Annotated in this window: 24 protein-coding genes; 13 read left to right on the forward strand and 11 right to left on the reverse strand. The window is 65.9% G+C overall.

Going from position 1 to position 22,959, the window contains the following annotated elements; translation table 11 throughout:
* Positions 1-80: 80 nt before the first annotated feature.
* The 3 genes from ACIBCN_RS25865 to ACIBCN_RS25875 are packed head-to-tail and all read right to left on the reverse strand — an operon-like array spanning position 81 to position 3,357.
* Positions 81-869, reverse strand: coding sequence for an ABC transporter permease (locus ACIBCN_RS25865; protein WP_396994233.1), 789 nt, complete (start codon positions 867-869; stop codon positions 81-83).
* A 47-nt stretch (positions 870-916) separates the two neighbouring features.
* The gene (locus ACIBCN_RS25870; RefSeq protein ID WP_396994234.1) at positions 917-1,843 is read right to left on the reverse strand and encodes an ABC transporter permease; all 927 of its coding nucleotides are present in this window, start codon (positions 1,841-1,843) and stop codon (positions 917-919) included.
* Positions 1,840-3,357, reverse strand: coding sequence for an ABC transporter substrate-binding protein (locus ACIBCN_RS25875; RefSeq protein WP_396994235.1), 1,518 nt, complete (start codon positions 3,355-3,357; stop codon positions 1,840-1,842). Before ACIBCN_RS25875 ends, ACIBCN_RS25870 begins: the two co-directional genes overlap by 4 nt.
* Before the next feature lie 264 nt (positions 3,358-3,621).
* Between ACIBCN_RS25875 and ACIBCN_RS25880 the strand changes: the two genes are divergently transcribed.
* From ACIBCN_RS25880 to ACIBCN_RS25900, 5 genes are read left to right on the forward strand one after another with little or no spacing between them, the layout of a single operon-like run.
* On the forward strand, positions 3,622-4,824 hold the full coding sequence (locus tag ACIBCN_RS25880; protein WP_396994236.1) for a TauD/TfdA family dioxygenase: 1,203 nt from the start codon (positions 3,622-3,624) through the stop codon (positions 4,822-4,824).
* The gene (locus tag ACIBCN_RS25885) at positions 4,796-5,806 is read left to right on the forward strand and encodes an ornithine cyclodeaminase family protein (RefSeq protein WP_396994238.1); all 1,011 of its coding nucleotides are present in this window, start codon (positions 4,796-4,798) and stop codon (positions 5,804-5,806) included. The genes ACIBCN_RS25880 and ACIBCN_RS25885 overlap by 29 nt, the downstream gene beginning before the upstream one ends.
* The gene (locus ACIBCN_RS25890; RefSeq protein WP_396994239.1) at positions 5,797-7,257 is read left to right on the forward strand and encodes an alanine racemase; all 1,461 of its coding nucleotides are present in this window, start codon (positions 5,797-5,799) and stop codon (positions 7,255-7,257) included. Before ACIBCN_RS25885 ends, ACIBCN_RS25890 begins: the two co-directional genes overlap by 10 nt.
* A 29-nt stretch (positions 7,258-7,286) precedes the next feature.
* Positions 7,287-8,321 carry a PLP-dependent cysteine synthase family protein gene (locus ACIBCN_RS25895; protein ID WP_396994240.1) on the forward strand — a complete coding sequence of 345 codons (1,035 nt, stop codon included), beginning with the start codon at positions 7,287-7,289 and terminating at the stop codon, positions 8,319-8,321.
* Entirely contained in the window at positions 8,318-9,742 is a 1,425-nt protein-coding gene (locus ACIBCN_RS25900) for an MATE family efflux transporter (protein WP_396994241.1), read from the forward strand. The genes ACIBCN_RS25895 and ACIBCN_RS25900 overlap by 4 nt, the downstream gene beginning before the upstream one ends.
* Before the next feature lie 43 nt (positions 9,743-9,785).
* On the opposite strand, the gene ACIBCN_RS25905 is transcribed toward ACIBCN_RS25900, so the two are convergent.
* The 3 genes from ACIBCN_RS25905 to ACIBCN_RS25915 all read right to left on the reverse strand — a co-directional run bounded on the left by ACIBCN_RS25905 (position 9,786) and on the right by ACIBCN_RS25915 (position 11,501).
* Complete coding sequence (locus ACIBCN_RS25905) at positions 9,786-10,361, reverse strand: TerD family protein (RefSeq protein ID WP_396994242.1); 576 nt, start codon at positions 10,359-10,361, stop codon at positions 9,786-9,788.
* Positions 10,362-10,438: 77 nt separating this feature from the next.
* The gene (locus ACIBCN_RS25910) at positions 10,439-10,930 is read right to left on the reverse strand and encodes a hypothetical protein (RefSeq protein WP_396994388.1); all 492 of its coding nucleotides are present in this window, start codon (positions 10,928-10,930) and stop codon (positions 10,439-10,441) included.
* Positions 10,931-11,048: 118 nt separating this feature from the next.
* Positions 11,049-11,501 (reverse strand): flavodoxin domain-containing protein, encoded by a 453-nt coding sequence (locus tag ACIBCN_RS25915; RefSeq protein WP_396994243.1) that lies wholly within the window; start codon positions 11,499-11,501, stop codon positions 11,049-11,051.
* Between the two features lie 649 nt (positions 11,502-12,150).
* Here ACIBCN_RS25915 and ACIBCN_RS25920 point away from each other — a divergent pair.
* Complete coding sequence (locus tag ACIBCN_RS25920; RefSeq protein ID WP_396994389.1) at positions 12,151-13,614, forward strand: stealth family protein; 1,464 nt, start codon at positions 12,151-12,153, stop codon at positions 13,612-13,614.
* Here the strand turns inward: ACIBCN_RS25920 and ACIBCN_RS25925 are convergent.
* From ACIBCN_RS25925 to ACIBCN_RS25945, 5 genes are all read right to left on the reverse strand, one after another.
* Entirely contained in the window at positions 13,562-14,515 is a 954-nt protein-coding gene (locus ACIBCN_RS25925) for a phosphodiesterase (protein WP_396994244.1), read from the reverse strand. The two genes, ACIBCN_RS25920 and ACIBCN_RS25925, sit on opposite strands and share 53 nt — an antisense overlap.
* A 260-nt stretch (positions 14,516-14,775) precedes the next feature.
* Positions 14,776-15,870 (reverse strand): glycerol dehydrogenase, encoded by a 1,095-nt coding sequence (locus ACIBCN_RS25930; protein ID WP_396994245.1) that lies wholly within the window; start codon positions 15,868-15,870, stop codon positions 14,776-14,778.
* 129 nt (positions 15,871-15,999) lie between these two features.
* Positions 16,000-16,497 (reverse strand): NUDIX hydrolase, encoded by a 498-nt coding sequence (locus tag ACIBCN_RS25935; protein WP_396994246.1) that lies wholly within the window; start codon positions 16,495-16,497, stop codon positions 16,000-16,002.
* 53 nt (positions 16,498-16,550) lie between these two features.
* Positions 16,551-16,757: a DUF397 domain-containing protein gene (locus tag ACIBCN_RS25940; RefSeq protein WP_396994247.1), complete on the reverse strand. Its 207-nt coding sequence runs from the start codon at positions 16,755-16,757 to the stop codon at positions 16,551-16,553.
* A complete protein-coding gene (locus ACIBCN_RS25945) occupies positions 16,754-17,641 on the reverse strand; it encodes a helix-turn-helix domain-containing protein (protein WP_396994248.1) in 888 nt (295 codons plus the stop codon). Before ACIBCN_RS25945 ends, ACIBCN_RS25940 begins: the two co-directional genes overlap by 4 nt.
* 216 nt (positions 17,642-17,857) lie before the next feature.
* Here ACIBCN_RS25945 and ACIBCN_RS25950 point away from each other — a divergent pair, with 216 nt between their 5' ends.
* The 7 genes from ACIBCN_RS25950 (at position 17,858) to ACIBCN_RS25980 (ending at position 22,840) form a co-directional block, all read left to right on the forward strand.
* Positions 17,858-18,316: a DNA-directed RNA polymerase subunit beta gene (locus tag ACIBCN_RS25950; RefSeq protein ID WP_396994249.1), complete on the forward strand. Its 459-nt coding sequence runs from the start codon at positions 17,858-17,860 to the stop codon at positions 18,314-18,316.
* 50 nt (positions 18,317-18,366) lie between these two features.
* Positions 18,367-18,738 carry a DUF4254 domain-containing protein gene (locus ACIBCN_RS25955; protein ID WP_396994250.1) on the forward strand — a complete coding sequence of 124 codons (372 nt, stop codon included), beginning with the start codon at positions 18,367-18,369 and terminating at the stop codon, positions 18,736-18,738.
* Positions 18,739-18,938: 200 nt separating this feature from the next.
* Positions 18,939-19,490: a DUF3558 domain-containing protein gene (locus ACIBCN_RS25960; protein WP_396994251.1), complete on the forward strand. Its 552-nt coding sequence runs from the start codon at positions 18,939-18,941 to the stop codon at positions 19,488-19,490.
* 34 nt (positions 19,491-19,524) lie between these two features.
* Positions 19,525-20,001: a hypothetical protein gene (locus ACIBCN_RS25965; protein ID WP_396994252.1), complete on the forward strand. Its 477-nt coding sequence runs from the start codon at positions 19,525-19,527 to the stop codon at positions 19,999-20,001.
* Positions 19,998-21,227 carry a WXG100 family type VII secretion target gene (locus tag ACIBCN_RS25970; RefSeq protein ID WP_396994253.1) on the forward strand — a complete coding sequence of 410 codons (1,230 nt, stop codon included), beginning with the start codon at positions 19,998-20,000 and terminating at the stop codon, positions 21,225-21,227. Before ACIBCN_RS25965 ends, ACIBCN_RS25970 begins: the two co-directional genes overlap by 4 nt.
* A gap of 64 nt (positions 21,228-21,291) precedes the next feature.
* Positions 21,292-22,059 carry an ESX secretion-associated protein EspG gene (locus ACIBCN_RS25975; RefSeq protein WP_396994254.1) on the forward strand — a complete coding sequence of 256 codons (768 nt, stop codon included), beginning with the start codon at positions 21,292-21,294 and terminating at the stop codon, positions 22,057-22,059.
* A 196-nt stretch (positions 22,060-22,255) separates the two neighbouring features.
* The gene (locus ACIBCN_RS25980) at positions 22,256-22,840 is read left to right on the forward strand and encodes a hypothetical protein (RefSeq protein ID WP_396994255.1); all 585 of its coding nucleotides are present in this window, start codon (positions 22,256-22,258) and stop codon (positions 22,838-22,840) included.
* Positions 22,841-22,959: the final 119 nt, after the last annotated feature.

The following is a 22,959-nucleotide window of genomic DNA, read 5'->3' on the forward strand; positions in this document are numbered from 1 at the left end:
CGGCCGAGTTTGTCCTGCCACCGCGTCGTCGGCGCACAACACCGCCACAATCGCGGACGACGGCCGCGCGGAACGTTCGTTCATACCCGCTCCCCTTTCCCCAACGCGGTGACGGCCAGGTTCACACTCACCGCGACGACCGCGATGGCCAGACTCGGCGCGAGAACGGCCCAGGGGTTGAGCAGCATGCCGGAGGCGTTCTCGCGCACCATGACCGCCCAGTTGCTCGCGCCCAGGGTGGTCGGCAGTTGCAGGAACGAGGCGGTGCTGACCAGGTAGACGGCGGCAACGAAACGGAGGCCGAGCTGGGCGGTGATCACCTCACGCAGGTTCGGAACCACTTCACGGAAGACCAAGTGCGGCAGGGTTTCCCCGCTGGCCTGGGCGGCCTCGACATAGCCGGAGGCAGCGACACCGGCGGCAGCGGCAGCGAAAACCCTTGCGCAGTACGGGGTGCCGAAAAGGAGAGCAACGACCAGCAAGCCGATGGCGCCCGCGTCCGGCCACGAGGTCAGGACGAGCAGAATGCCGAGGACGGCAGGCAGCAGCATGGCGAAGTCGGTGGCAAGCTCGATGACCATGCCGACCCGCGGTCGCAGCGCGGCGATCGCGCCGACGACGCAGGACAGTGCGGTCACCGTCACGGCGATCACGGCGGCCAGTAAGAGCAGACCCCAACCGCCGTACAGCAATTGGCTCAGCACGTCGCGACCAAGCCGGTCGGTGCCGAGCCAGGCGTCGGCACCGGCACGGCCGAACGGGATACCGACGGGAGTTTCGGCCGCGTGCGGTGCCAGTACCGGCCCGAGCACGGCCAGCAATGTCACGAGCACGGCAGGCAACACTGTCAGCAGCCGAAGACGTTGCACCCGACGATGGTTGGCCCATATCTCCGTTGCGTCAGCAGGTAGCTGTTTCATCCGCGACCTCGCAACGACCATGCGCGAATGCCATCGGCAACCGCGAGCATGCCCATGATGACCGCGCCGGACAGCGCGACCACCGACGCGATCAACGACACATCGCGATCCGCCACCGAACCGGCCAGCACCGCGCCGAGACCCGGATAGTTGAAGATGGTCTCGACCACCAACGATCCGCCGAGCACCATCCCCACGGTGGTCGCGAAGCTCGCCACGATCGTGGGCAGCGCGAACGGCACAACATGGCGGAGCAGCACGGCACGCGTGGAAATACCGTCCAGCACGGCACTTTCCACGTGCGGAGCCTGGGCCGCGTCAACCATCGCGGCGCGCACGACCCGGGTATTCCAGCCGATTTGCGGGATCGCCAACGCCAGCACGGGCAGCACCAACATGTCAGGACTCGCCGGAAATCCGGACCGGCCGGTGATGGTGACAGCGGGCAGCCAACCGGCCGCCAGCGCGAACACCAGGATCAACAGCGTCGCCACCACGAATTCCGGGATCGCCGCGGCCATGGTCGTCGCGGGCTGTAGTAGCCGCACCGCGGTGTGCTGCCGCGCCGCCCACCAGATACCCAGCACCGACGACGCGACCACGGTCAGCGTCAACGCGAGGCCGCCGAGCAGCAGGGTCGGCGGGAACTTGTCGGCGAGCAGGTCGTTGATCGAGCGTCCGCGCGCGGTGTGGCCGAAATCGCCGGTCAGCACCCCGGAGATCCAGTTCCAGAAGCGTTCCGGCAGTGGACGGTCCAGCCCGAGTTCGCGTTCCTTCGCCGCGATCCGGTCCGGCGTCGCGTCCCGTCCGAGCACCGCCCGCGCCGTGTTGCCGGGCAGCAGGTCGACGACCACGAAGACCGTTGCCAGCAAGGCGATCAGCAGGGCGATGCGCCGGACGAGCAGGCGCGCGAACGGAATCACCCGCCCAGCCAGGCTCGTTCCAGCTGCACCCTGGCGAAACCGCCGAGCGTGGGCAGGTCGTGCACGCGGGCGGACGCGATATCGATGCCGTCGGCCATGCCCCACACCAGGTAGCCGCCGCGATCGTGCTCGATCTGCTGCACCTCGCGGCAGGCTTGCGCGTAGTCCGAGTCGCTTTGTGCCGAGAGGGCTTTCGTGGTGGCGGCATCGAATGCCGCGTCCTTGAAGTCGGTTTCGTTGCGGTTGGAACCGCTGGACATCAGATTCTTCGCGTAGAACAGCGTCGAATCGTTGGTGCCCCACGAGACGGTGTACAGCGGTGCCTTCAGCCAGGTCTGGTCGTAGAAGGCGTTCGACTCCTGGGTGACCACGTCGAGGCGAACGCCGATGTCGGCCAGCTGGGTCGCGATGACCTTCGCCGATTCGACCTCGCCGGGCGCCTCCGCCTTGGTCACCAGCGGGTAGCTGCGGCCGGTATCGAAATTGGCTTCGCGCAGCAGCGCTTTCGCGCGGTCGAGGTCGCGGGCGCGCTGTGCGATGGACTTGTCGTACATCGGGTCGGCGGTGCCGAGAATGTCGTTGGCGACCTTGCCGTATCCCGAATGCACCTGATTCACCAGTGCGTTTCGATCGACACCGAGCCGCAGCGCGGTGCGCACCTTGGCGTCGGCGAACGGCCCGTCCGAGGCGCGCATCGCGACGCCGAGCATGGTGTCGTCGGCGCGCCGCACCACCCGCAGGTCGCCGCGGCCCTCCGCCGTCCGGCCCGCGATCGCGCCGACATTGGAGGCGAGGTCGATCTGCCCGCCGAGCACGGCATTGCCCAGCGCGGTGACGCTCTCGAACATGGTGACCTCGATGGCGTCGAGCAGCGGCGCCGGGCCGTGCCAGCGCTCGTTGCGGACCAGCCTGGCATTGCCATCCTGGTACGACTCGAGCCGAAACGGCCCGGTGCCAATGGCTTTGCCGAAGTCGGTGGTGTCCTTCTTGACGGTGAACGTCATCAGCCGCACCAGCAGCGGCAGCTGGGTGTTCGGCTCCGGCACGGTGAGCACCACCCGACTCGGTCCGTCGGCGGTAATGTCCTCCACGGCGACAGGCATTTTCGACGCACCACCGACGGTGCGCAGTCTGCGCAGCGACCACACGACGTCGTCGGAGGTGACCGGGCTGCCGTCATGAAAGGTCGCGCCGTCGGCGAGGGTGAAGGTCCAGCGGCGGCGTTGCGCGTCCGGCTCCCACCGAGTTGCCAAGCGGGGCGCGACATTCGGGTCACCGCCGGGCACGGTGAGTGCGTCGTACACCAGCGAGGTGATCAGGAAGTCGCTGTCGTTGCTCAGATTGGCGTGCGGATCGCGTTCGCTGCGCGCCGCCGTGCCGAGCGCACCGACCCGCAGGGTGCCGCCGCGTTGCGCGGGCCCCGCCGACTCGGTGTCCTTCGAGCAGGCTGCGACGAAGAGCACAGCCCCGATGCCGAGACCCGACTGCAGGAGCTGCCGTCGATTCAAACCCATTGCGCTGCCTTCTTCCTGGACAAACAACCATCGCGCGGTAGACATCCGCTGACGCGAACTGCCAATACGATCAGGACAGGCTAGCCTAAATGGTTGAACGCCACGCCGCCGCAGGTTAAGCGGCACTTCACCACATTTATTCGTTTCTGCTATTTTTGTCCGACTCGCTTAGGTAAGCCTTGCTTAACGAGCCGAGACACGATAGCTTCGCAGATCGACGTCAACTGCTGCTTTTTCGACCGATGCGAAGAAGGGAATATCCAGGTGAAAGGCGTTCTCTCCGAACGTAAGACGCTTCACCCGCTGGATATCGAACGCCGTGCACTCCCCGCCGCCGCTGGGCGTGCGGTGCGTGAGCTCGCGCGAGAGATATCCACCACACTGCATACGACGCTGTACGACGAAGCCTCGATGGCCGCCACGCTCACCGATCCGGCCCTGATCGCCCAGATCGACGCCAGGTTCGCCGAATTACCCGCCGACGTCCGCCGCACCATGCGACCGCCCGCCACCGCGGCAGGCGCGACCATCGTGAGCAGGCTCCCGCTCACCGATGACGAATTCGGCCCGACCCCGCCGAGCTGGCGCGAGGCCGCCGAATGGAGCGGCACGGCCGCCCTGCGCGCCCACTCCTTCGAGCTCGACCTGGTCATGCTGCTGCTGGCGCGGTCCGCCGGTGAGCCGTTCGGCTGGCAGGGCCAGCAGGGCGGACGGCTGGTCAACAACATCCTGCCCTCACCCGGCCACGAACACGAACAGTCCGGCGCGAGCAGCAAGACCCTGCTCAGCCCGCACTCCGAGGACGCCTTCCACCCCGAGCGCGCCAATCTGCTGATGCTCGGCTGCCTGCGCAATCCGGACATGGTCGGCACCACCGTGTCCTCGGTCCGGCGGGTCGAGCTCACCGCGGGCCAGCGGCGCCTGCTCAGCGCGCCGACCCTGCCGATCCTGCCCGACGTCTCGTACGGCGCTGGGCACGAACGGTATTCCGCCGCGCCGCTGCCGACGCTGTGGAGCTCGGCCGGACCGGACGAGACGACGCTGCGCTACGACCCGGCCTACACCCCGCTCGACGACGCCGACGCCGAATTCCGCGCCGCCTACGCCAGGCTCAGCACCGAGCTGGAACGCGTCTGTGTGACCGCCGCACTGGCGCCCGGCGAGGTCTTGCTGGTAGACAACGATGTCGCGGTGCATGGTCGAGTACCGTTCACCGCGCGTTATGACGGCACCGACCGCTGGTTGAAGCGGGTGAACGTGCGCCTGCCCGATCGACCACGGCGGGCCGAAGAGGCCGACGAGAATGGGTATGGGCAACGGATCGTCGCCCCGTTCCGAGCAGCAGTGAATTCCGCGTTCGTGTCCGGCGGCTGCGACCAAGCCCGTACGGACGGACACCGGGAGGATCATCCGGTGGCGACAGAGCGGGAAGCAGCACATGATCGAGGATCCTTTGAACATCCGTGACCGCAGCACCCCGTTACGGGTGCTGAGCCGAAGCGACCTGGCGGGCGTGCCGATCACGCCCGGCGATGTCGTGCGCGCGGTCGAAGACGCGTATCTGGCGTTCGCCGCGGGCGATTCGGACAACCCGCGCAAACTCAGCGTGGCCAACCCGGACGGCTGGTCGGTGTCCTACGCGATGCTGGGCCGCGACGGTCGCCGCCGGGTGGTCGCGATGAAGACGTCGTACAAGTTCGACCCCGGTCACGATCGCAGCACCAAGCGCTACTACACGACCATCACGCTGTACGACGACAGCACGGGTGCACCGATCGCGATGATGGACTGTTCCCGGGTCGGCGCGCTGCGCACCCCGGCCGTGTCCGCGCTGCTGGTGCGCGAGACCATTCGCCGTGGCGCGGAGAGCGTGTTGCTGATCGGCACCGGCACCCAGGGCCGAAACGCGTTGCCGCACTTGCTCGCCGCGAACCCGCAGCTGCGCAAGCTGATGCTGTACGGCACCCATCCCGAAGGGCTGGACGCGGTGCACCAGCACCTCGCCGAGTACTACCCGCACGCGCTGCTCGAAACGGTCGAAGACCCGAAGGCCGCCGCGGCCACCGCCGACGTGGTGCTCGCCACCGCCGGTCCCGGCACCGAGGTGGCGCTCGAATCCAGTGATCTCGCACCGGGTTCCACGGTGGTACTGGTCGGCTACGGCCTGGCCCCGTCCACGCTGGTCGACGCGGACCGCGTTGTCGCCACCAGCGCTGAGCAAATGGGGTTGACCGGTACCGACATGGCCGGGCCGGACGGGACGCTGCGCGCGGTGGACGCGGAACTGCCGCAGATCCTGAGCCGGCGCGCGGTCGCGCGCCGCTCGGACGACGAGCGAATCTTCGTCTACAACAGCGGGCTCGTGCTGACCGACATCGCCGTCGCGCACGCACTCGCCGAGCGCGCCATCGCGGAGGGCCGTGGCACGGAGGTGCCCCTGTGGGACTAGACGGCGGCGGGGTGGGGGTGACGCGAGGTTCGATCAGCGCCGCCCCGGTCCCGGCGTACCTGGACGAGTGGGAGCGCCGCGCGTTCGACGACCCGAATCTGCTGGGCGACATCGGTTTTGCGCTGGGCGGACCGTTCCACGTCATGTACCCGCCGATGGTCGGCCGCAATATCCAGGGTTTCCGCACGGTGTTCGAGCAAGCGGGGATCGATGGCGTCATCTACTACGGCAAGAAGGCGAACAAGTCGCCCGCCGTCGCGCGTGCCTGCGCGGAACATGGTGCGGGCGTAGATGTTTCCAGCACCGGCGAGCTCACTGCCGCACTCGCCCAGGGTGTTCGCGGTGACGAGCTGATGGTGACCGGGCCCGCGAAGTCCGACGACCTGCTCTGGCTCGCCACCCGGCACGGCGCGCTGATCGCCGTCGACGACCTCGGCGAGCTCGAACGTCTTGCCGCACTGGGCACCTCGGCCGCACCGGCCAGGGTCATGCTGCGGGTACTGCCCGCCGCGTCGGCCAGCCGGTTCGGCCTGACCGATGCCGAGATCGACCACGCGTTGACCGCACTCGACGGCCGCGAATCGATCCGCCTGGAGGGCTTCAGCTTTCACCTGTCCGGCTACGACGCGGTGGCCCGAGCCGAGCTGGCCTGCGAGCTGATCACCCGCTGCCTGCACGCGCGGACCCTCGGCCATCCCGCGACGACACTGTCGATCGGCGGCGGATTCGGCGTCGATTACGTGCCCGCCACCGCGTGGACGGAGTTCACCGAACACGTCGACCGGCAGTGGTTTCACTCGGGCAAATCGTTCGACTCGTACTACCCCTATCACTTCCCGGCGCCCGGCCCCGCCATGCTCGCCGCGGTCCTCGAACACGACGGGCTCGCACAGCGGTTGCGCGACAACGCCATCCGGCTGGCGATCGAGCCGGGCCGCGCGCTGCTCGCGCACGCCGGATTCACCGTCTTCCGAGTACAGGGCAGCAAAATACGGCAGGCCGACGGCGCGCCGTACTGCCTGCTCACCGTCGACGGCACGAGTCTGAGCCTGTCCGAGCAGTGGTTCGACAGCGAATACCTGCCGGACCCACTGCTGTGGCCCGCGCGGCCGGGCACCCCGACACCGACCAGCGTCGGCGCCGCCACCTGCCTCGACTCCGACATGCTCAGCTGGCGCCGCATCCCGCTGCCGCGCGCCGCCGAGGTCGGCGACCTGCTGATCTACCCCAATACCGCCGGTTACCAAATGGATTCCAACGAATCCGCCTTCCATGACCTGCCGATTCCGCCGAAAGTGGTGCTGCAAGATGCGGCAGTACTTACCCACCCCGCCGGCTCCGCCAGCTGCCATCCCCCGGTGCTTACCCACCCCACCCACCCCACCCACCCCGCCGGCTCCGCCGACTGCCATCCCCCAGGCGATCGGTTCCGCTGGACGCTCGACGGCTGACACCCACCACCTGACTGAGGAGAAACTCCATGCCGCTCGTCACGCGCGTGACGGATCTGATCGGCCGCACGCCACTGTTCGAACTGGCGGCGACCTCGACCGGCACCCGGTTACTGCTCAAGCTCGAGCAGTTCAACCCGACCGGCGCGGCCAAGATCAGGATGGCCCGCGAGATGGTCCTCGATGCGGAGCGTCGTGGTTTGCTGAGAAGTGGCGGGCATATCATCGAGTCGACATCCGGGAACACCGGACTCGGTCTCGCGGTAGTAGCTGCCGAACGTGGGTATCGCTTTACCGCAGTGGTCGATCATCACGCGTGTAAGGACAAGTTGCGGGCTATGCGGGCAATGGGTGCGGAATTGGTGTTCGTCGCCGACGACGGCGACGACAATCTGGCGACCTCGGCGCGGGAAGACCTGGCCGAGGCGATGGCGGCGGCGCGGCCGGACGCGTACTTCACCGAGCAGCACAACAACGACGCCAACGCGGTCGGCTACTACGCGGTCGCCGACGAATTGCTGGAGGACGTGGAGCGGGTCGACATCCTGCTCTCCTCGGTCGGCACCGGCGGTTCGCTGTTCGGTACCGCGACCCGGCTGCGCGAACTCGGTTGCCCGGCACGGGTAATCGGCGTCGAGCCGGTCGGCTCGATCGCGTTCGGCGGCGAGGGCGGCCCGTACTGGCAGTCCGGCACCGGCACGCCGCCCGGCGCCACCATCGGCACCGCGGTGGACTACTCGCTGCTGGACGAGGGCGTCAAGGTAGCCGATATCGACGCCTTCGCCACCGCCCGCGCGGTGGCCGCCGAGCTCGGCCTGATGATCGGCGGCTCGGCGGGCGGCTCGGTGCATGCCGCCCTCAGCCGCCTCGACGAATTCCCGCCCGGCTCAACGATCGTCACTCTGGTCTGCGACGGCGGCGAGAAGTACCTGGACACGGTATTCGACGATGCTTGGATGACCGAACGCGACCTGCTCGACCCAGCCGCCGAAACCGAGGTACGAACGATGCTGCGGCACTTCGCCCCCGCCACCCGCCCCGCCGAACTCGCTCAGGCGCGATGAAGCGCCCGCTGAATTTGTCGGGCTACCGTGCGGACAGTCGGCGGCTGACCGCGCTTGCCACGCCGATCGCGATGACGCAGTTGGCGCAGATCGCGGTGTCCACCACCAACATTGTGCTGATGGGCACGCTCGGCGTGCAGCAGGTGGCCGCGGGCGGGCTGGCGATCGCGCTGTTCAACCAGATCCGCACCATGTGCGTCGGGCTGATCACCGCGAGCGGCAATCAGATCGCCACCGCGGTGAGTTCGGCCGGTAAGCGTGGCGAATCCCCCGATGACGAGATCAAAGATGTGCTGCGGTCGAGCTTTCTGATCGCCACGCTCGCCGGAATCGTCGGTGGCGCACTGCTCATCGGACTCGGCTGGGCGCTGCAATGGCTCGGCCAGGACGCGGGCGTGTTGGCCGACGCGCGGCCGTTGATGGTCGCGCTCGCGCCAGGTCTGTTGCCTTGCCTGTGGTTCCAGGTGTTGCGGCAATACACCGTCGGCATGCAACGCCCGCAGGCGCTGCTGCTGGTCACGCTCGGCTCGGTGGTGCTGAATCTGGTGCTGGCCGTTGCCTTCATCCATGGCCGCGCCGGACTGCCCGAGCTCGGTCTCACCGGTATCGGCGTGGCGACCTCGCTGGTCTTCCTGATCACCTTCGCCGTCTTCTGGGCGATGGTGCGGCGCGATGCCCGACTGGGCGCGACGCTGCCGGTGCGGCCGTGGCCGGTGCGGCGCTCCACCGTTCTCGCCGAGCTGCGGCTCGGCGGGCCGATCGCGCTCACCTATGGCTCCGAGGCGGGCATGTTTTCGGTGCTCGCCCTCGTCATGGGCAGCATCGGCCCGGCGGCGCTGGCCGCGCACAACATCGTCTACCAGATCATCTACATCGTGTTCCAGGTCGCCATCGGCCTGTCGCACGGCGCCTCGATCCTGGTCAGCCACGCCGTCACGCGCGACGAGTATCAGCACGCGAAGGCGCTGGCTTGGCTGGCATTGCGCCACGTCGCCATCGTGGCCGCGATCACCGGTGCGGTGTACGTGATCGCGCCCGATCTCGTGCTGCGCCCGTTCCTCAACTCGAGCGACACCGACACCATTCAGATCGCGCACACCCTGCTGCTGATCGGCATCGTGCTGCAGTTCTTCGATGCCGCGCAAAACATCGGCACCGGACTGCTGCGTGGCCTGAAGGAGACCAACGCGGGCTTCCGGCTGTCGGTCATCGGTTATTGGTGTGTCGGCCTGCCGGTGGCTCTGCTGCTGGCCTACCCGGCCGGCCTCGGCGCGGCGGGCGTCTGGTGGGGTCTCACCGCGGGCTTGGCCACCACGGCGGGCCTCATGCTCCGCCGGTACTTCGCGCTGCTCGACGGCAGGGAACGCGACTGCCCGCCGGTGATCACAGCAGCGCCGGAAAGCCTCAGCAGCCCAAGCTGATCCACGGCGCCGCGGGGAGTTCGCGGCGCCGTGATCGTCGAGATCAGATATGCACGCCGTAATCGCGGGCGATACCCGCGAGCCCGGAGGCGTACCCCTGGCCGATGGCGCGGAACTTCCACTCGTTGTTGTGCCGGTACAGCTCGCCGAACACCATCGCGGTTTCGGTCGAGGCATCCTCGGTGAGGTCGTAGCGGGCCAGTTCCACGCCGGTCGCCGCGTCGGTGACCCGGATGAACGCGTTGCGGATCTGCCCGAACGACTGGCTGCGCGCGTCGGCGTCGTGGATGGAGACCGGGAAGAAGATGTTGGTGATGGTCGGCGGGGTGGCGCTGAGGTCGACGTTGATCACCTCGTCGTCGCCTTCACCCTCGCCGGTGAGATTGTCGCCGGTGTGCTCGATCGAGCCCTCCGGCGAGCGCAGGTTGTTGTAGAAGACGAAATGCTGATCCGACAGCACCTTCAGGTCCGGCCCGGTGGCCAGCGCGCTGGCGTCCAGGTCGTAGTCGGCGCCCGTGGTGGTGCGCGTGTCCCAGCCGAGGCCCACCGCGACCTTGCTCAGGTTGGCTGCCTGCTTAGACAGCGAAACATTTCCGCCTTTGGCCAATGTGACGCTCATGAGTCCCTTCCCTGCGGCCCGGTCGCGCCGCCTTCATTTCCGATTATTGTCGTGAATCCCGGAATTGTTGTGCGGGTTCAGTTTTGGTCGTTTGCCCAGGTACGCAGGGTGCTCACGCGGCCTTCCAGGGCGTGCAGTTCAGCCGAGTCGAGCACGTTGCGCTGGATGCCGTTGGCCACCGCGAAGGCCGACTGCCGATGGTCGTCGATCGCCTCGACATCGATCCGGACCGCCACGTAGTCGGCGGCGTCGGGCATCTGCTCGGCGATGACCCGCGCGGTGCCCCGCGCGCACAGCGCGACATTGCCGCCGCCGAGGATCAGTAACGCCACCTCCGGGCGTTCGCGTAATCGGGCGAGCGAACCCCGATCGAACTTGAGGCTGATCAGGATCTGCCGATCGCCGGCCCGCACCGGCCAGGACACCGGGATGGCGTGCGGCCCCGGATCGGTGGTCACCAGCACCGCGATCGTCTCCAGGGGCCATTCCGGTAGCACGTCCAACTCGGGATGATCGTCCTGATCTGTCGAGTGGTCTTGACGTTGCACGTGGCTCGCTCCGGCTACCATCTTCGTCACCTCATGGATCGTCGAGCGCGACGGGCTGTGCCGCGCTTGATAGCAGTCTAAAGTGCTGGGCCGCTTGTCCGCTGGCGCTGCACCCGTCCGGACTGCTCTCAGCGGACTATCAGGCCGAGGCGAGCGCGGGGATGGGCAGCGTTGCCACCCAGTCACGGGCCATGTCTTTCGCCCGGATTTCGGTCGACGCGTCGTGGCGTGCGTGCTCGCCGATCTGACCGGCGCCACACTCGATGAGCTTCTCGGCCGCAGTCTCGCCGCCGCGGTTGAAGGTGTCGCCGTAGATGCTGTCGCCGAGGCCGAAGACCGCGAAGCTCAGTCCGGTCAGATCGGGCGCGGCCGCGGTGAGCTCGTCGAAGAACCGTTCCGCGCCGGTGGGCAGGTCGCCGTCGCCGTAGGTCGAGCACACGATGACGTGGAAGTCGTGCACGTCGAGGTCGTCCACGGCGAAGTCGCCCAGGTCGTACACCGAAACGTCGTGCGCGCAGAGCGCGTCGGCGACGCTGTCTGCGACGGTTTCGGCCGTGCCCATCTCGGATCCGAACAGAATGACGACGCGCACAGCGGTGCACTCCCTTCTCCGCAAGGTTGGTGAGCCTAGCCTAATTAAATTGTCTCTTCGTCGCCACCCCCTCGCCATCCAGGGCCGGGCCGGGCATGATGCCTGTCACGACAACTGACCAGCCGATTCGATGCCTGACGGCCCAGAACAGCCCCCTGACCGGCCATTACCAGGCCAAGCGCGGCCATCGGGGCGCAGGGACGGTCCCATAGGCAGCGGAACGGCAGCGGGTGAGACGGAGTGTCCCGATTGACGAAATGTCACCGTCGATGCATCATTCGTACAGTCCCCATTGTTGTCTGGGACATCTTCTCTTTGCCGGCCGATGATTGTCCGGCCCAGCGTGCTGTCACCCGTGCGCACGCTCGGTCGTAGACTCGCCCGCGCGCACGGTTGCGGCACACCCATCTGACGCTATGCGTTCTGCCGTGAGTGAGGTGAAAACGAATGGTTTACCTGTCGTCTACATACCGCGTGATCAATTCGTTCCTGCGCTACGGCATCGTGCCCCACTTCTGAATGCGACCGCGCCGGGCGCGGCGCTACACAGCCGACGGTGCGTCCGTCGGCGGTGCGGCCGCTCGGCTCCCAGCGCGGTGCCTAGGTAGTTGGCCCCAACGGAGCACGAACGAATGTGGAGAACAAGCTGATGATGGACATGGGGGCTGTGAATCCCGCAGCGGTAGAGCTGCAGACCCGGCCGATGGCGGGCAATCTCGTCGTATCGGCCTCGATGATCGAGGATTTGGGCTACCTGCGCTCCGAGCTCGCGGCGGCGGAGGTGCCGTTCCTGCTGGTGCGCGACCGCGGGCAGCGGCTCGTGCTGGCCACCGACGCGGCACATCACCTGATGGTGCGCCGGGTGACGGCCGGCGCGATCGCCGCCGGGTTCGCGTGTGAAGAGGTGCAGCACAACGTCTTCCGGATCGGGCGCGACAGCGATCCGGCGCATCGGGTCGACCTGGAGCTGTGGCAGTACCACGGCGACACGGTCGAGTGCCCGCGCCCGAACGCGTTGACCCGCACCATGTTCGACCTCGCCGATGTCGAGCAGACGCAGGTGCTGCTGTTCGATCGGGCCTGGCCGACCCTGGTGGACATGTTCGCGCCGCAGCCGAGCGACGTGAGCTTCGACATCGACCTGGTGTTCTCCTGGGTGGACGGTTCGGACCCGGAGTTCCGGGCCCGCCGCGCGGGCATGCTCGCGCAGGTGGTGGTCGGCGAGGGTGACGACGCGGACGCGCGCATCCGGCAGATCGACGAGCTGAAATACGCACTGCGGTCGGTGGACAAGAACGCGCCGTGGATCCGGCGGATCTTCATCGCCACCGACTCCACCATGCCCGCCTGGCTCGCCGACCACCCTCGGGTGACGATTGTCCGTGCGCTGGACCACTTTTCGGACGCCAGCGGGCTGCCGACCTTCAATTCCCATGCGGTGGAAAGCCAGTTGCAGCACATCGAGGGGCTCAGCGAGCACTTCCTGTACTCCAACGACGACATGTTCTTCGCGCGTCCGGTGCGTCCGTCGATGTTCTTCACCTCGGCGGGCATCAGCCGATTCATCGAGGCGGACACCAGGATCGGGCCGGGCCGCAACAACGAGCGGCGCAGCGGCTTCGAGAACGCCGCACGGGTGAACCGGGAACTGCTCGCCGAGCGGTTCGGGCACATCATCTCCCGGCATCTCGAGCACACGCCGGTTCCCTTGCGCCGCAGCGTATTGCTGGAGATGGAAGACGAGTTCGCCGCTGACTTCGCGCGGACCAGGACCAGCCGATTCCGTTCGGCCACCGACATTTCCGTCACCAACTCGCTGTATCACTACTACGCGATGCTGACCGGACGTGCGGTGCCGCAGGAGACGGCGAAGGTGCGCTACGTCGACACGACGAGCCGCAAGGGGCTCTCGCTGCTGGACGGGATCGCGCGGAAACGCAACGTCGACTTCTTCTGCCTGAACGACGGAAGTTTCCCCGAGATCTCCGAAACCGATCGGGTGCTCGCGGTTTCGGCGTTCCTGTCGCGCTACTTCCCGGATCCGGCGCCGTGGGAGCGGCTCAGCGCACCGACTCGTCGTCCGATTCCGGAGTCGTCGCCCGGCGCCGCATGACATGCGGGATGCGCGCGGCGGGCGGGATCACGATCCCCTCCGCCGCGAGCGTCCTGGCCGCCTCCGCCGCGGTCGACGGGTTGCCGACCGTCGCGCCGCGGTCGATCGGGACCACCGAGTGCACCACGGTGTCCGGGTAGATGTGCACATAGTTGAAGGACTGCGCGCCGTCGCGACCGCGCTGGCCGCCCTGCTCGACGCCGAGGTCCTGGCTGTAGCAGGTCGCCGACGCCACCGAGACGGGGATGCCCGCGAACGTCGCGTTGGTCGAGAAGTGCAGGTGACCGGCCAGGATGGCGCGGACGTCGCTGCCATCGAGCACGTCGGCCAGCCTGCGCTGGTCGCGCAGCTCGACGGTCACCGCGAGGTCCAGCACGCAGGGCACGGGCGGGTGATGCATGGCCAGGATGGTGCCGAACGGGGCCGGTTCGGAAAGCACCGAACGCAGCCAGTCCAGCTGTTCGTCGGAGATCTCGCCGTAATGGTGGCCGGGGACAGAGGTGTCCAGGGCGATGATGCGCAGGCCGTCGATCAGGTGGACCCGGTCCAGCGGCGCGGTCGAGGCGCGCTCGCCGAGCAGCTTGCGGCGCAGGAGACTGCGGTCATCGTGGTTCCCCGCGACCCACACGATGGGCGCTGGCAAACTTCTCGCGAACGGCTCGATGAGCGCCTTGAGCTTGTCGTACGCCGCGGGCTCACCCTTGTCGGTGAGATCACCGGTGAACACGATCGCGGTCGGCTGGATCCGACTGGCCGCGGCCTGCGCGAGTAACTGGCGTAATCGCTGGTCCGCGTCGACGTCACCGTATAGATCGCCGTCGCCGGCAATCACATGGGTGTCGCTGAAGTGGAACAACACATGATCCGGTCGCGGGTGCTCCGCGACTCTGCTGATGTGCACCGGACCGAACGTCCTCCCCGGCGGTTTGCCCGCCATTGGCTTCGGGTTCCACCGCCAGAATAGCGAAGGACTACTGACAGGTTTCCCGACGGACGGTGACGACATGCTTGCGGGAAGGTGAGGTTTCTATGTCGAAATCCCGCGGAAGTGCTCGGACGTTAACCCGGTCGTGGTTCGTTAGTGACGCGGTTCATAGGGATCGGTGCGCGTGGCACACCACGGTGCGCGCCTTTCGGCGTTGGACTTATGCCGCTCGCGGCCTAGTGCGCTCGGCCGATGGCGTCGGCGGCGCGGATGGCGTCGACGGTCATCGCGGCGTCGACGGCGAAGGGTTCGTTGTGCATCGACTCGTTCGGCGCGGTGGCGCGGGTCGCGATCGCGGCCAATGTCGCTTCGTCGGCGTCGGCCAAGCCGAGCGCGGCGAGCGTGGTCGGCAGACCGACCTCGGTGCAGAACCCGAGGACCGCGTCGATCTCGGCGGCGGGCGCACCCTCCAGCACCAACTGCGTGACGACGCCGAAGGCGACCTTCTCACCGTGCAGGAACTCGTGGGTTTGCGGTGCGGCGGTCAACCCGTTGTGCACCGCGTGTGCGGCGGCCAGACCCGAGGATTCGAAGCCGAGACCCGACAGCAAGGTGTTGGCTTCGACGATCCGCTCGAACGCCGGGGTGATGGCGTGCTCGCGCACGGCGGCCAGCGCCTGCGGGCCGTCGGCCAGCAGCGTGCGATAGCAGAGCTCGGCCAGAGCGGTCGCGCTGCGCGTGGACGCGCCTCCACGCAGATTGCGCACCTGCGCGGCGGAGCAGGTGCGCGCCTCGAACCAGGTGGCGAGCGCGTCACCCATGCCGGAGGCGAGCAGCCGCGCGGGCGCCTGGGCGATGACGGAGGTGTCGACGAGAACAAGTGCGGGGTTGCGGCGCAGCAGTTGGGAAGTTTCGACTTCGCCAGCGTCGGTGTAGATCACGGACAACGCGCTGCACGGGGCATCACTCGACGCGGTGGTCGGACAGCTGATCATCGGCAGGCCGAGATCATCGGCGACAACTCGCGCCGAGTCGAGCACCTTTCCACCGCCCGCACCCAACACCACTGTGCTGCCGTTCTCCCGCACGCCCTCGGTGATCCTGGCGATCTCCGCCCTGGTGCACTCCCCGTTCGAAAGATGAACGGAGTAAGCGATCTTCGCGTCCGTCAACGAGCGATCCCACGCCTCGGTCAGCAACCGCTGCGCGCTTCGCCCCGCCACGATCGTGACCGGCCCGCCGATCCCGAGCCGCGTCATCTCCGCCCCGAGCTGTTCGGTCGCCGCGCGGCCCTGCACGTAATGCCCCGGCGAAGAAAACACACTCAACATCCGAAACCTCCCGATCCCGGGCCGAATCCGGTGCAACCCACAGCCCGACCGCCGTTATTCGTTCCGCCCAACGCTACGCGCACAGGTCACTGTCGATCGGGAGTCACGCATCGACCGGCCGACGCGGCGCTAGGTCGTCAGAAAGATCAGCTCATCGGGCGGGCCGGACACCAGCAAGTCACTCAGCAACGATCGCAAATCCCTGGGCACCAGCCGATCACCGGTCGCGCTCATCTCGTCCAAGGTCCACCAGTGGTGCCCCGTGACCGTCTCGCGCTCGTTCTCGGTGAAACCCGAGGTATCGACGTCGAAACTGTCTACCCGGACAAGAAAGTAGTGCTCCCGGCAGTCGTACATGACGTCTCCCCACGAGGCAGTCGCCCGCCGCCGCCACACCTCTGGGCCCAACTGGAAATCGATGAGCCCGGTTTCTTCCCATGCCTCCCGGACGGCCGTCTCTGCCAGCGTCTCGCCCTCCTCGATCCCGCCGCCGATCGGATACCAGTAGCGGTGGCCGTCGGAGTCGTCGTGACTGGCGAACAGGAGTAGGCGGTCCTTGTCATCGACTAGCAGTAGGCGCACGCTGGTGCGCGCCACTGGTTCGACTTGCTCGGCTGTCGGCTCCACGGAGCCCCCTCCTCAGCGCGTCGCGAGGGTTGAAGTTCCTGCGGCAGAGCCGGTTACGGCCGGTTGAACTCGCCGGTGTTGATACGGGCGGTGAAGGTTTCCCACTCGGCTGGCGTGAAGACCAGAGCCGGGCCGGTGGGGTCCTTGGAGTCGCGGACGCCGATCATGTCGCCGTCGAGGAAGGCGACTTCGACGCATTCCGAACCACCAGCGCTGCGCTCGCTCTTGAACCATTTGGCAGTGGACAGATCACCGTTCATGCCCCAAACTCCTTCGCCGCCTGCCGAAACAGGATCCTGCTCGCTACTTCGTCCAACGAAGCGCGCTGCATCGCTGCAAACGCTTTCTGGTACATCCGCATGTCCTGCGCCCGTTCAGAATACATGTCGCCGGTATACCCCTCGACGAATACGACAGCTGGCGCAACCTCCTGGCCGTTGTTACCCAGTCCGAAGTTCAAGAGTACGTACGGCCCAACGTACAAACCCACAGGAAACCCGGCTGCGAACGGGAGCACCCGCACAGTCACATTGGTGTATGTGCTCAGGTCAGCGATATGTTTGAGCTGCGCCGCCATCGTCTTAGGTCCACCGACCACGGTGCGTATGGCCGATTCGTGCAACACCACTTCGACGGCTATCGGACGTGAACGCCGAGTGATGATGGCCTGCCGCTTGATTCGGAGCTGCACCCGTCGATCAAGATCATCGGCGGAGTCTGCGGGGAAATAGGTCCGATCGAGAGCCCTTGCATAGTCAGGGATCTGGAGCAGGCCAGGCACCAAGTCCGGTCGGAACATGATCAAAGACGTCGCTGAAGACTCCAGGCCCACATACATGTTGAAGCTTTTGCGGATCACATCGTCGTACGTGTGCCACCAACACTTCGCGTCCGCCTGCTCCGCAAGTCTGACCATGGCCATCGTTCGGTCATCATCGAATCCATAGACACGGCACAGTTCGCTGATATCGAGCTCACGAAGAGTTCCCCCACTTGCACCTTTCTCGATGCGAGAGAGCTTGCTTTTACTCCATTGCATCATGGTCCCTACCTGTTCGAGGGTCAGGCCAACCTCGTTGCGCCCCTCGCGGAGATACCGACCCAGCTGCCGTCGCGGCAGGGTCGAGCCACCTTCATCACTCATGTCACGCCCCTACTGTCGTCTTGCCTTGGGAAACAAGCGGTCCCAGGGTGGCACTTCCTCTGGGAATTCGGAGCACTTTCCCGAGAATTCTTGTTATGAGATCGCTGCTTGGCCATTCGATGGTGTTCTTGTTGCGCGCCGGTCGGGAATGGAGCAAGGAATCAAAAGTTCCTGACTGGTGCATTCCAAAACAACCAATTGCAATGCGAGGTTCCCATGAACATTGCGGCGTTCGCGGATACACCCACCACCCGATGCGCCTATTACCGGCGAACATGCGGTCTCCCAGCCGGAATCCATCCGGAAATCGGCCGTATTGTCATCAAGGCGGGCCTCGTCGGCGGCATCACCATGCCCGCCGCACTAGGCCAGCGAGTACGAGATGACTTGCTGCACAGGCGATTCACCCTCGGGCCGATCGTCGCGCACGTCCGCTCACATCGCTGGACCTACCTGGTGCGCCCCGACCTACCGAACGACATTCGCCTCGCTCCGGCCCTACTGCACCTCAATGTCTCGATCGTTCCCTTCGGCGGCGAAATCGCCCTGCCATCCCCCGCCGACGGCCCCGCTCACCGGCAATGGGTGATCCCACCCCGCGACACCTTCCGCCCGTCCGGACTGACGATCATCGCAGCGGTGCAGGCCTGCGCACCTCGGGAGCCCCTCCGTTGAGCAACCCGTTCCCCACGAAAAACCAACTGCTACAAGCATGTCGAGGCGAAGTGCCGAACGACCACCCGCTCCTCCACACCGCCCGCACCCTCACAATCCTGCACGAACGCAGACTTTCCGAGGATTGCTGCGCACACGAGGAAACAGACCGGCAACGCACCGACCTGGTCCACTCCATCGACACCTGGATCGACAAACAACTACCGCCCTCCCACGGCGCCGCCTCGGTACACACAGAAACCGTCGGCGAGGTAATCGACCGGCTCGCCCAGTGCACCGCCGCCGCCTACGCCGCTCTCCTCAGCGCCTGCGAATGGGATCTCTGGGATGCGTGGGAGCGCCTCGCAGAACTAGCGGTCGGATACGAGGATCTCGCCACCGATGTCCGCTCAGGCCGCCGCCGACTGCCAGGCTGCCACTAGACCCGATCGCCGCCGACCCCTGGCCAGTACGAATGTCGAACACCATCTGTTCGTAACACTCGGGTTGTTTGCAGTCGCTTCGAGCCGAGCGGTAGGGTCTGCCCCATAGTTATGGGGGGATGGCATACCCCTCATACTCATGTCGTCAGCTGGCTGCGAAGGGGACGCCGATGTTGAGCAGGGGAAATAGGCTGCGCGCGATGACCCTTGCTTTGGGTGTGACGCTGGCTCTGGCGGGATGTCAGGACGGCAAGGACGGGCCGCCGAGCACGTCGACCTCAGGCAATGCGACCAGCGCCACCGCGCCATCCTTGGCAGCGGACGTGCCGCATGGGTTCGATCCGTGCACAGGAATACCTGCAGACGTGCTGGCCTCTGAGAATCTCAAGGCCACCGGCCGTGCCGACACGGACGCGCCAGGAGGGGTTATGTGGAGAGGTTGCGGTTGGGTTGTCCGCGGCGGTGGCGGTTATGCAGTAGCCATCACGGCATCCAACCTCACTCTCGACATGGTACGAGCTAAGAACTTCAGGGATACGAGCGAGTTCACCGCTGGCAGTCGCCGGGCCATATCTACCCACCAGGCCAGCGACGACGCAGCATGCGTAGTCAACGTGGAGATGAAGGGCGGAAGCCTCGACTTCTCTCTGGACAATCCAAAGTCGAATCCCGCCACCGGCAATATAGATGCTTGCCAACTGGCCCGGACGCTCGCGGACAAGGTCGCACCAAGTATTCCAGCGAACGCGTGACGATCGGCTGAATCAATTCAAGGGGAGGAACACGATGGCCGATCAACCGGCTCCGAGCCCGCTCGCAAGCCTTATCACCGAAGCCAAAGACGGTCGGCTGGCGGTACGCATGAACGCAGAGGACTTCGCCAAGCTCGATCGTGAGTGCACGGACTTCCAAGAGACGATCCGAAAAATCCAGCAGAGTATGAGGGACATCGGCCGAATCGGTACCTGGGGTTTCGGCGATCATCCCGGCTCCACGCTGACGTCGGCACCCACGATGGCCAACCGTTTCCGTGCGAAGTCCAGTGATCACCCAGGTGGCGACGATTTCAAGACAGTGCTCGAGGAGCATTGGCGCGCCGTCGAGGACATTCGCCAACTACACGCCGCCATCCGCGATCGGTATATCGCCCAAGATACCGAATTCGCAGCCCGATTCAATGCGGAGATCGCTCGGCTAGACCAACTACCCGACCGCAACGGCCAACCCGGCGTCACCGGCCCGATCCCTGGAGACAACAAATGACCGGCACCGAGCCGCCGCAGATTCCACCGCGGACCGAGAACCCAAAGGGCTTCCGGCACACGGAAATCCGCGATGCCTTCGAACCGGTCGAAACCACCACTGCTAACGACGCCGCCACCAAATACCTACAGGCGCAGCAAAAGTGGACCCAGGGGTTGGACACCTTCCGCCAGCGAATGATGTCGTCCATCGCCGAGTCGTGGGAAGGGCAAGCCGCGGAGGCTTCGAAGAAGGCGATTGTCAACTACACGACGAAAGCCGACCAGCTCACCAGCACGTTCGGCTCGATCAGCAAGATCATCACCGACACCGCCCAGGCTGCCGTTGACGTCAAAACAGGGATACCCGAGCATCAAGGCGACCCGAGTTGGTACAACCCCAAGGGTTGGCCACCCTTCCGCTCCAGCTTTGAGAACAAGCGCAACGACGCCGAAGAGCAAGCGCGAACCATTATGCGCACCTACTACGTCGATGGGTTAGCCCAGGCCGACAAGTCGCTGCCGGTATTGCCGCGCCCAGTCGATCTCGTCCAGCAATCCGACGTCCCACCCGTCGTCCACAAAAACCAGCCCTCCGGCACCAGCGACAACACCACCGATCCGAACAACAACACGGGTCAACCCAACCAGCCGAGCCAAACTTCTGACGACCAGAAAAAGGTCGAGTCCGGCTCCCCCACGGCGGAGAAGTCCACCTCCGACCAGTCCAACCAAAACCAGAGCCAGACCGACCCCACAAAGCAGCAGACAACTGCGGCGAGCACCACTGCCGCCGACACGACTGCGCCGAAATCTCCCAGCTCCACCACACCGACAACGCCGACCACCACCCACCCGACAACCCCGGGCGTTCCAACGGGTCTCACCCCGCGAAGTCCTGGCAGTCCCGGGAGCCCCGGCAGTCCTACGAAGCAACCAGCAAGCCCGGGCCGAAGCATTCCCGGCACCGCTGGCAGCCCGGGTACGACCGGCAGACCAACGGTCCCCGCCGGCGCCACCGCTGCTCGCGGCGCGGCAGGCTCCCCCGGCATGATGTCCCCCGGTGGCGGCCGTGGAAAAGGCGAAGACGATTCCGAACACCAGTCGCCCGACTACCTGAAGACCGACGAGAACACCATCGAACTCCTCGGTGAAACGCCCCCGACTATTCCTGGTGGCGTGCTCGGCGCGAGGTATGCCGCGGCCCAGGTAAAGCCCGCAGAGGATCCACCCGGCACCGATCGATAGTCGATCGACTGCACCGGACGAGAACAAAGCTACTGCGCTACCCGCATTACTGAATGGATCACACATGGCTGAATGGACTTGGGAACCAGACGATTTCGCCGCCCTCTGGTATAGCGACGCCAACGACCGCTTCCCACGCCCACTGCACTACCTCAGCCGTTTCCGCTATCTCGAAGATTTCGACGCGCATCGCGAAAAGGTCTGCAACAGCTACTCCTTCGACGAAATGGATCAGATCCGTCTCGCCATCCACACCCTGACGACCTCGGACATCCGCATCGAAATCCTCGGCGGCACAACACGGACAAAGAACGCCGCGGTCCGCCAGTACCGCATCCTCGCTGCCCGCAACCCTCAGCACGCCGTCGTCCTCTCCCAATCCGTCATGGACGACACCGACGGCCCGATCCGCCTGCGCATGTGCCGCCACGAACACCTCCCCACCCGAATCATCAACTGGCTCTTACCTGCCAACCCCGGCACCCAGTCCCCCGCCACCTTCCACGAGGACGACGCCAAGCCACCCCGCGACGGCCACTACACGGACGACACCAGATCCTCCCCCCGCGAACGCTATCGCCGCCTCCTCGGCCGCCCCTCCGACGGCGGCGGCAGCGCCGCCCTCTACACCGGCTCAATCCTCGACCGCCCAGAACCCTGGGAAACCTTGCAGTGGTACGACATCACCGACGACGGCCGCTACACCGAAGTCCGCAAGATCGACCAGATCAAGGTCCGCCCCACCGCCCCCCAGGATTTGGCAGCCCAATTCACGGCCTGGATTGACAAAGCTGCGAAACGGCTCAGGGAGGACGAAGACGATGCCTGGTGATCGCCATTCGAAGTCGGTTGTACAGCAAGTTCTTTCGCTCACCGTGACGGTCGCAGCCCTGTCAGCACTCACGCTGTCAGCTGGCTGCGGCCAGGACCAAGACGCACCACAATCGCCGCTGACCGCCACCACCCGGTCGACCACCAGCTCGAAGGTACCGAGGCCGACGGCGCCACCCGGCCTTTCCCTGATCGAATTGCCGCCACCTAAGATCGACGTCCCGCCGGGCGCGGACCAGCCTATTGCCACGAAATACGGTCTCACCTATGAGATTCCGCCCGACTGGAAGAACGAATACAGCGCAGTTACCGGCTGGGAAAGCGATCGTGGGGAGATCAGTAGATACAGCACGATCGGCACATTCGGCGCAGGCTACTGCCCCGAGGATAAATTCGAAGGGCTCGCGGTAGCCGGTGCTACCGGACGCAGCGGTGTCGACCTAGATACCGCGGCTCGCGACCATGTGCACCTTGCCGAGCGGATCTTCGCGTCGAGCGGTGAACGGTTCAAGCCGAAGGTCCAGTACGTGGGGCCGACGCAAATCACGGTAGCTGGGCGCCCCGCCGTGCGATACACCGCGATCGTGACCGACATACCGAAGGAAAGGAAGTGCGGGCCGCCGACCAGTCTCTTCGACATCGTCGCCACACCCGGTTACGCCACAGCCGAGGTCATGATCCTGATGGTCGAATTACACCAAGGCCTGCCCGGCGCCCTCGATCCGACAGTCACCGATCAGATCATCGCATCCCTGCACCCGAGCGAAGGATACGGCGGGTGATCACACAGGTTTCGGGGGTCGGCAAATTACTGGATCCACCAATGTAAAACCACCGAATGTCCACTACGGGGGGTAAAGAATCACTGACATCGAATCAGGAACAGCAATTATAGAACACC

Source organism: Nocardia sp. NPDC051052 (genome assembly GCF_044456045.1).
Lineage (GTDB): Bacteria > Actinomycetota > Actinomycetes > Mycobacteriales > Mycobacteriaceae > Nocardia.

Coding starts and splice junctions, on each gene's coding strand:
- ACIBCN_RS25920 (WP_396994389.1), top strand. CDS start 12,151: ATGATGGACATGGGGGCTGTGAATCCCGCAGCGGTAGAGCTGCAGACC.
- ACIBCN_RS25900 (WP_396994241.1), top strand. CDS start 8,318: ATGAAGCGCCCGCTGAATTTGTCGGGCTACCGTGCGGACAGTCGGCGG.
- ACIBCN_RS25905 (WP_396994242.1), bottom strand. CDS start 10,361: ATGAGCGTCACATTGGCCAAAGGCGGAAATGTTTCGCTGTCTAAGCAG.
- ACIBCN_RS25975 (WP_396994254.1), top strand. CDS start 21,292: ATGGCTGAATGGACTTGGGAACCAGACGATTTCGCCGCCCTCTGGTAT.
- ACIBCN_RS25910 (WP_396994388.1), bottom strand. CDS start 10,930: ATGGTAGCCGGAGCGAGCCACGTGCAACGTCAAGACCACTCGACAGAT.
- ACIBCN_RS25950 (WP_396994249.1), top strand. CDS start 17,858: ATGAACATTGCGGCGTTCGCGGATACACCCACCACCCGATGCGCCTAT.
- ACIBCN_RS25970 (WP_396994253.1), top strand. CDS start 19,998: ATGACCGGCACCGAGCCGCCGCAGATTCCACCGCGGACCGAGAACCCA.
- ACIBCN_RS25965 (WP_396994252.1), top strand. CDS start 19,525: ATGGCCGATCAACCGGCTCCGAGCCCGCTCGCAAGCCTTATCACCGAA.
- ACIBCN_RS25940 (WP_396994247.1), bottom strand. CDS start 16,757: ATGAACGGTGATCTGTCCACTGCCAAATGGTTCAAGAGCGAGCGCAGC.
- ACIBCN_RS25875 (WP_396994235.1), bottom strand. CDS start 3,357: ATGGGTTTGAATCGACGGCAGCTCCTGCAGTCGGGTCTCGGCATCGGG.
- ACIBCN_RS25895 (WP_396994240.1), top strand. CDS start 7,287: ATGCCGCTCGTCACGCGCGTGACGGATCTGATCGGCCGCACGCCACTG.
- ACIBCN_RS25945 (WP_396994248.1), bottom strand. CDS start 17,641: ATGAGTGATGAAGGTGGCTCGACCCTGCCGCGACGGCAGCTGGGTCGG.
- ACIBCN_RS25960 (WP_396994251.1), top strand. CDS start 18,939: ATGACCCTTGCTTTGGGTGTGACGCTGGCTCTGGCGGGATGTCAGGAC.
- ACIBCN_RS25930 (WP_396994245.1), bottom strand. CDS start 15,870: ATGTTGAGTGTGTTTTCTTCGCCGGGGCATTACGTGCAGGGCCGCGCG.
- ACIBCN_RS25885 (WP_396994238.1), top strand. CDS start 4,796: ATGATCGAGGATCCTTTGAACATCCGTGACCGCAGCACCCCGTTACGG.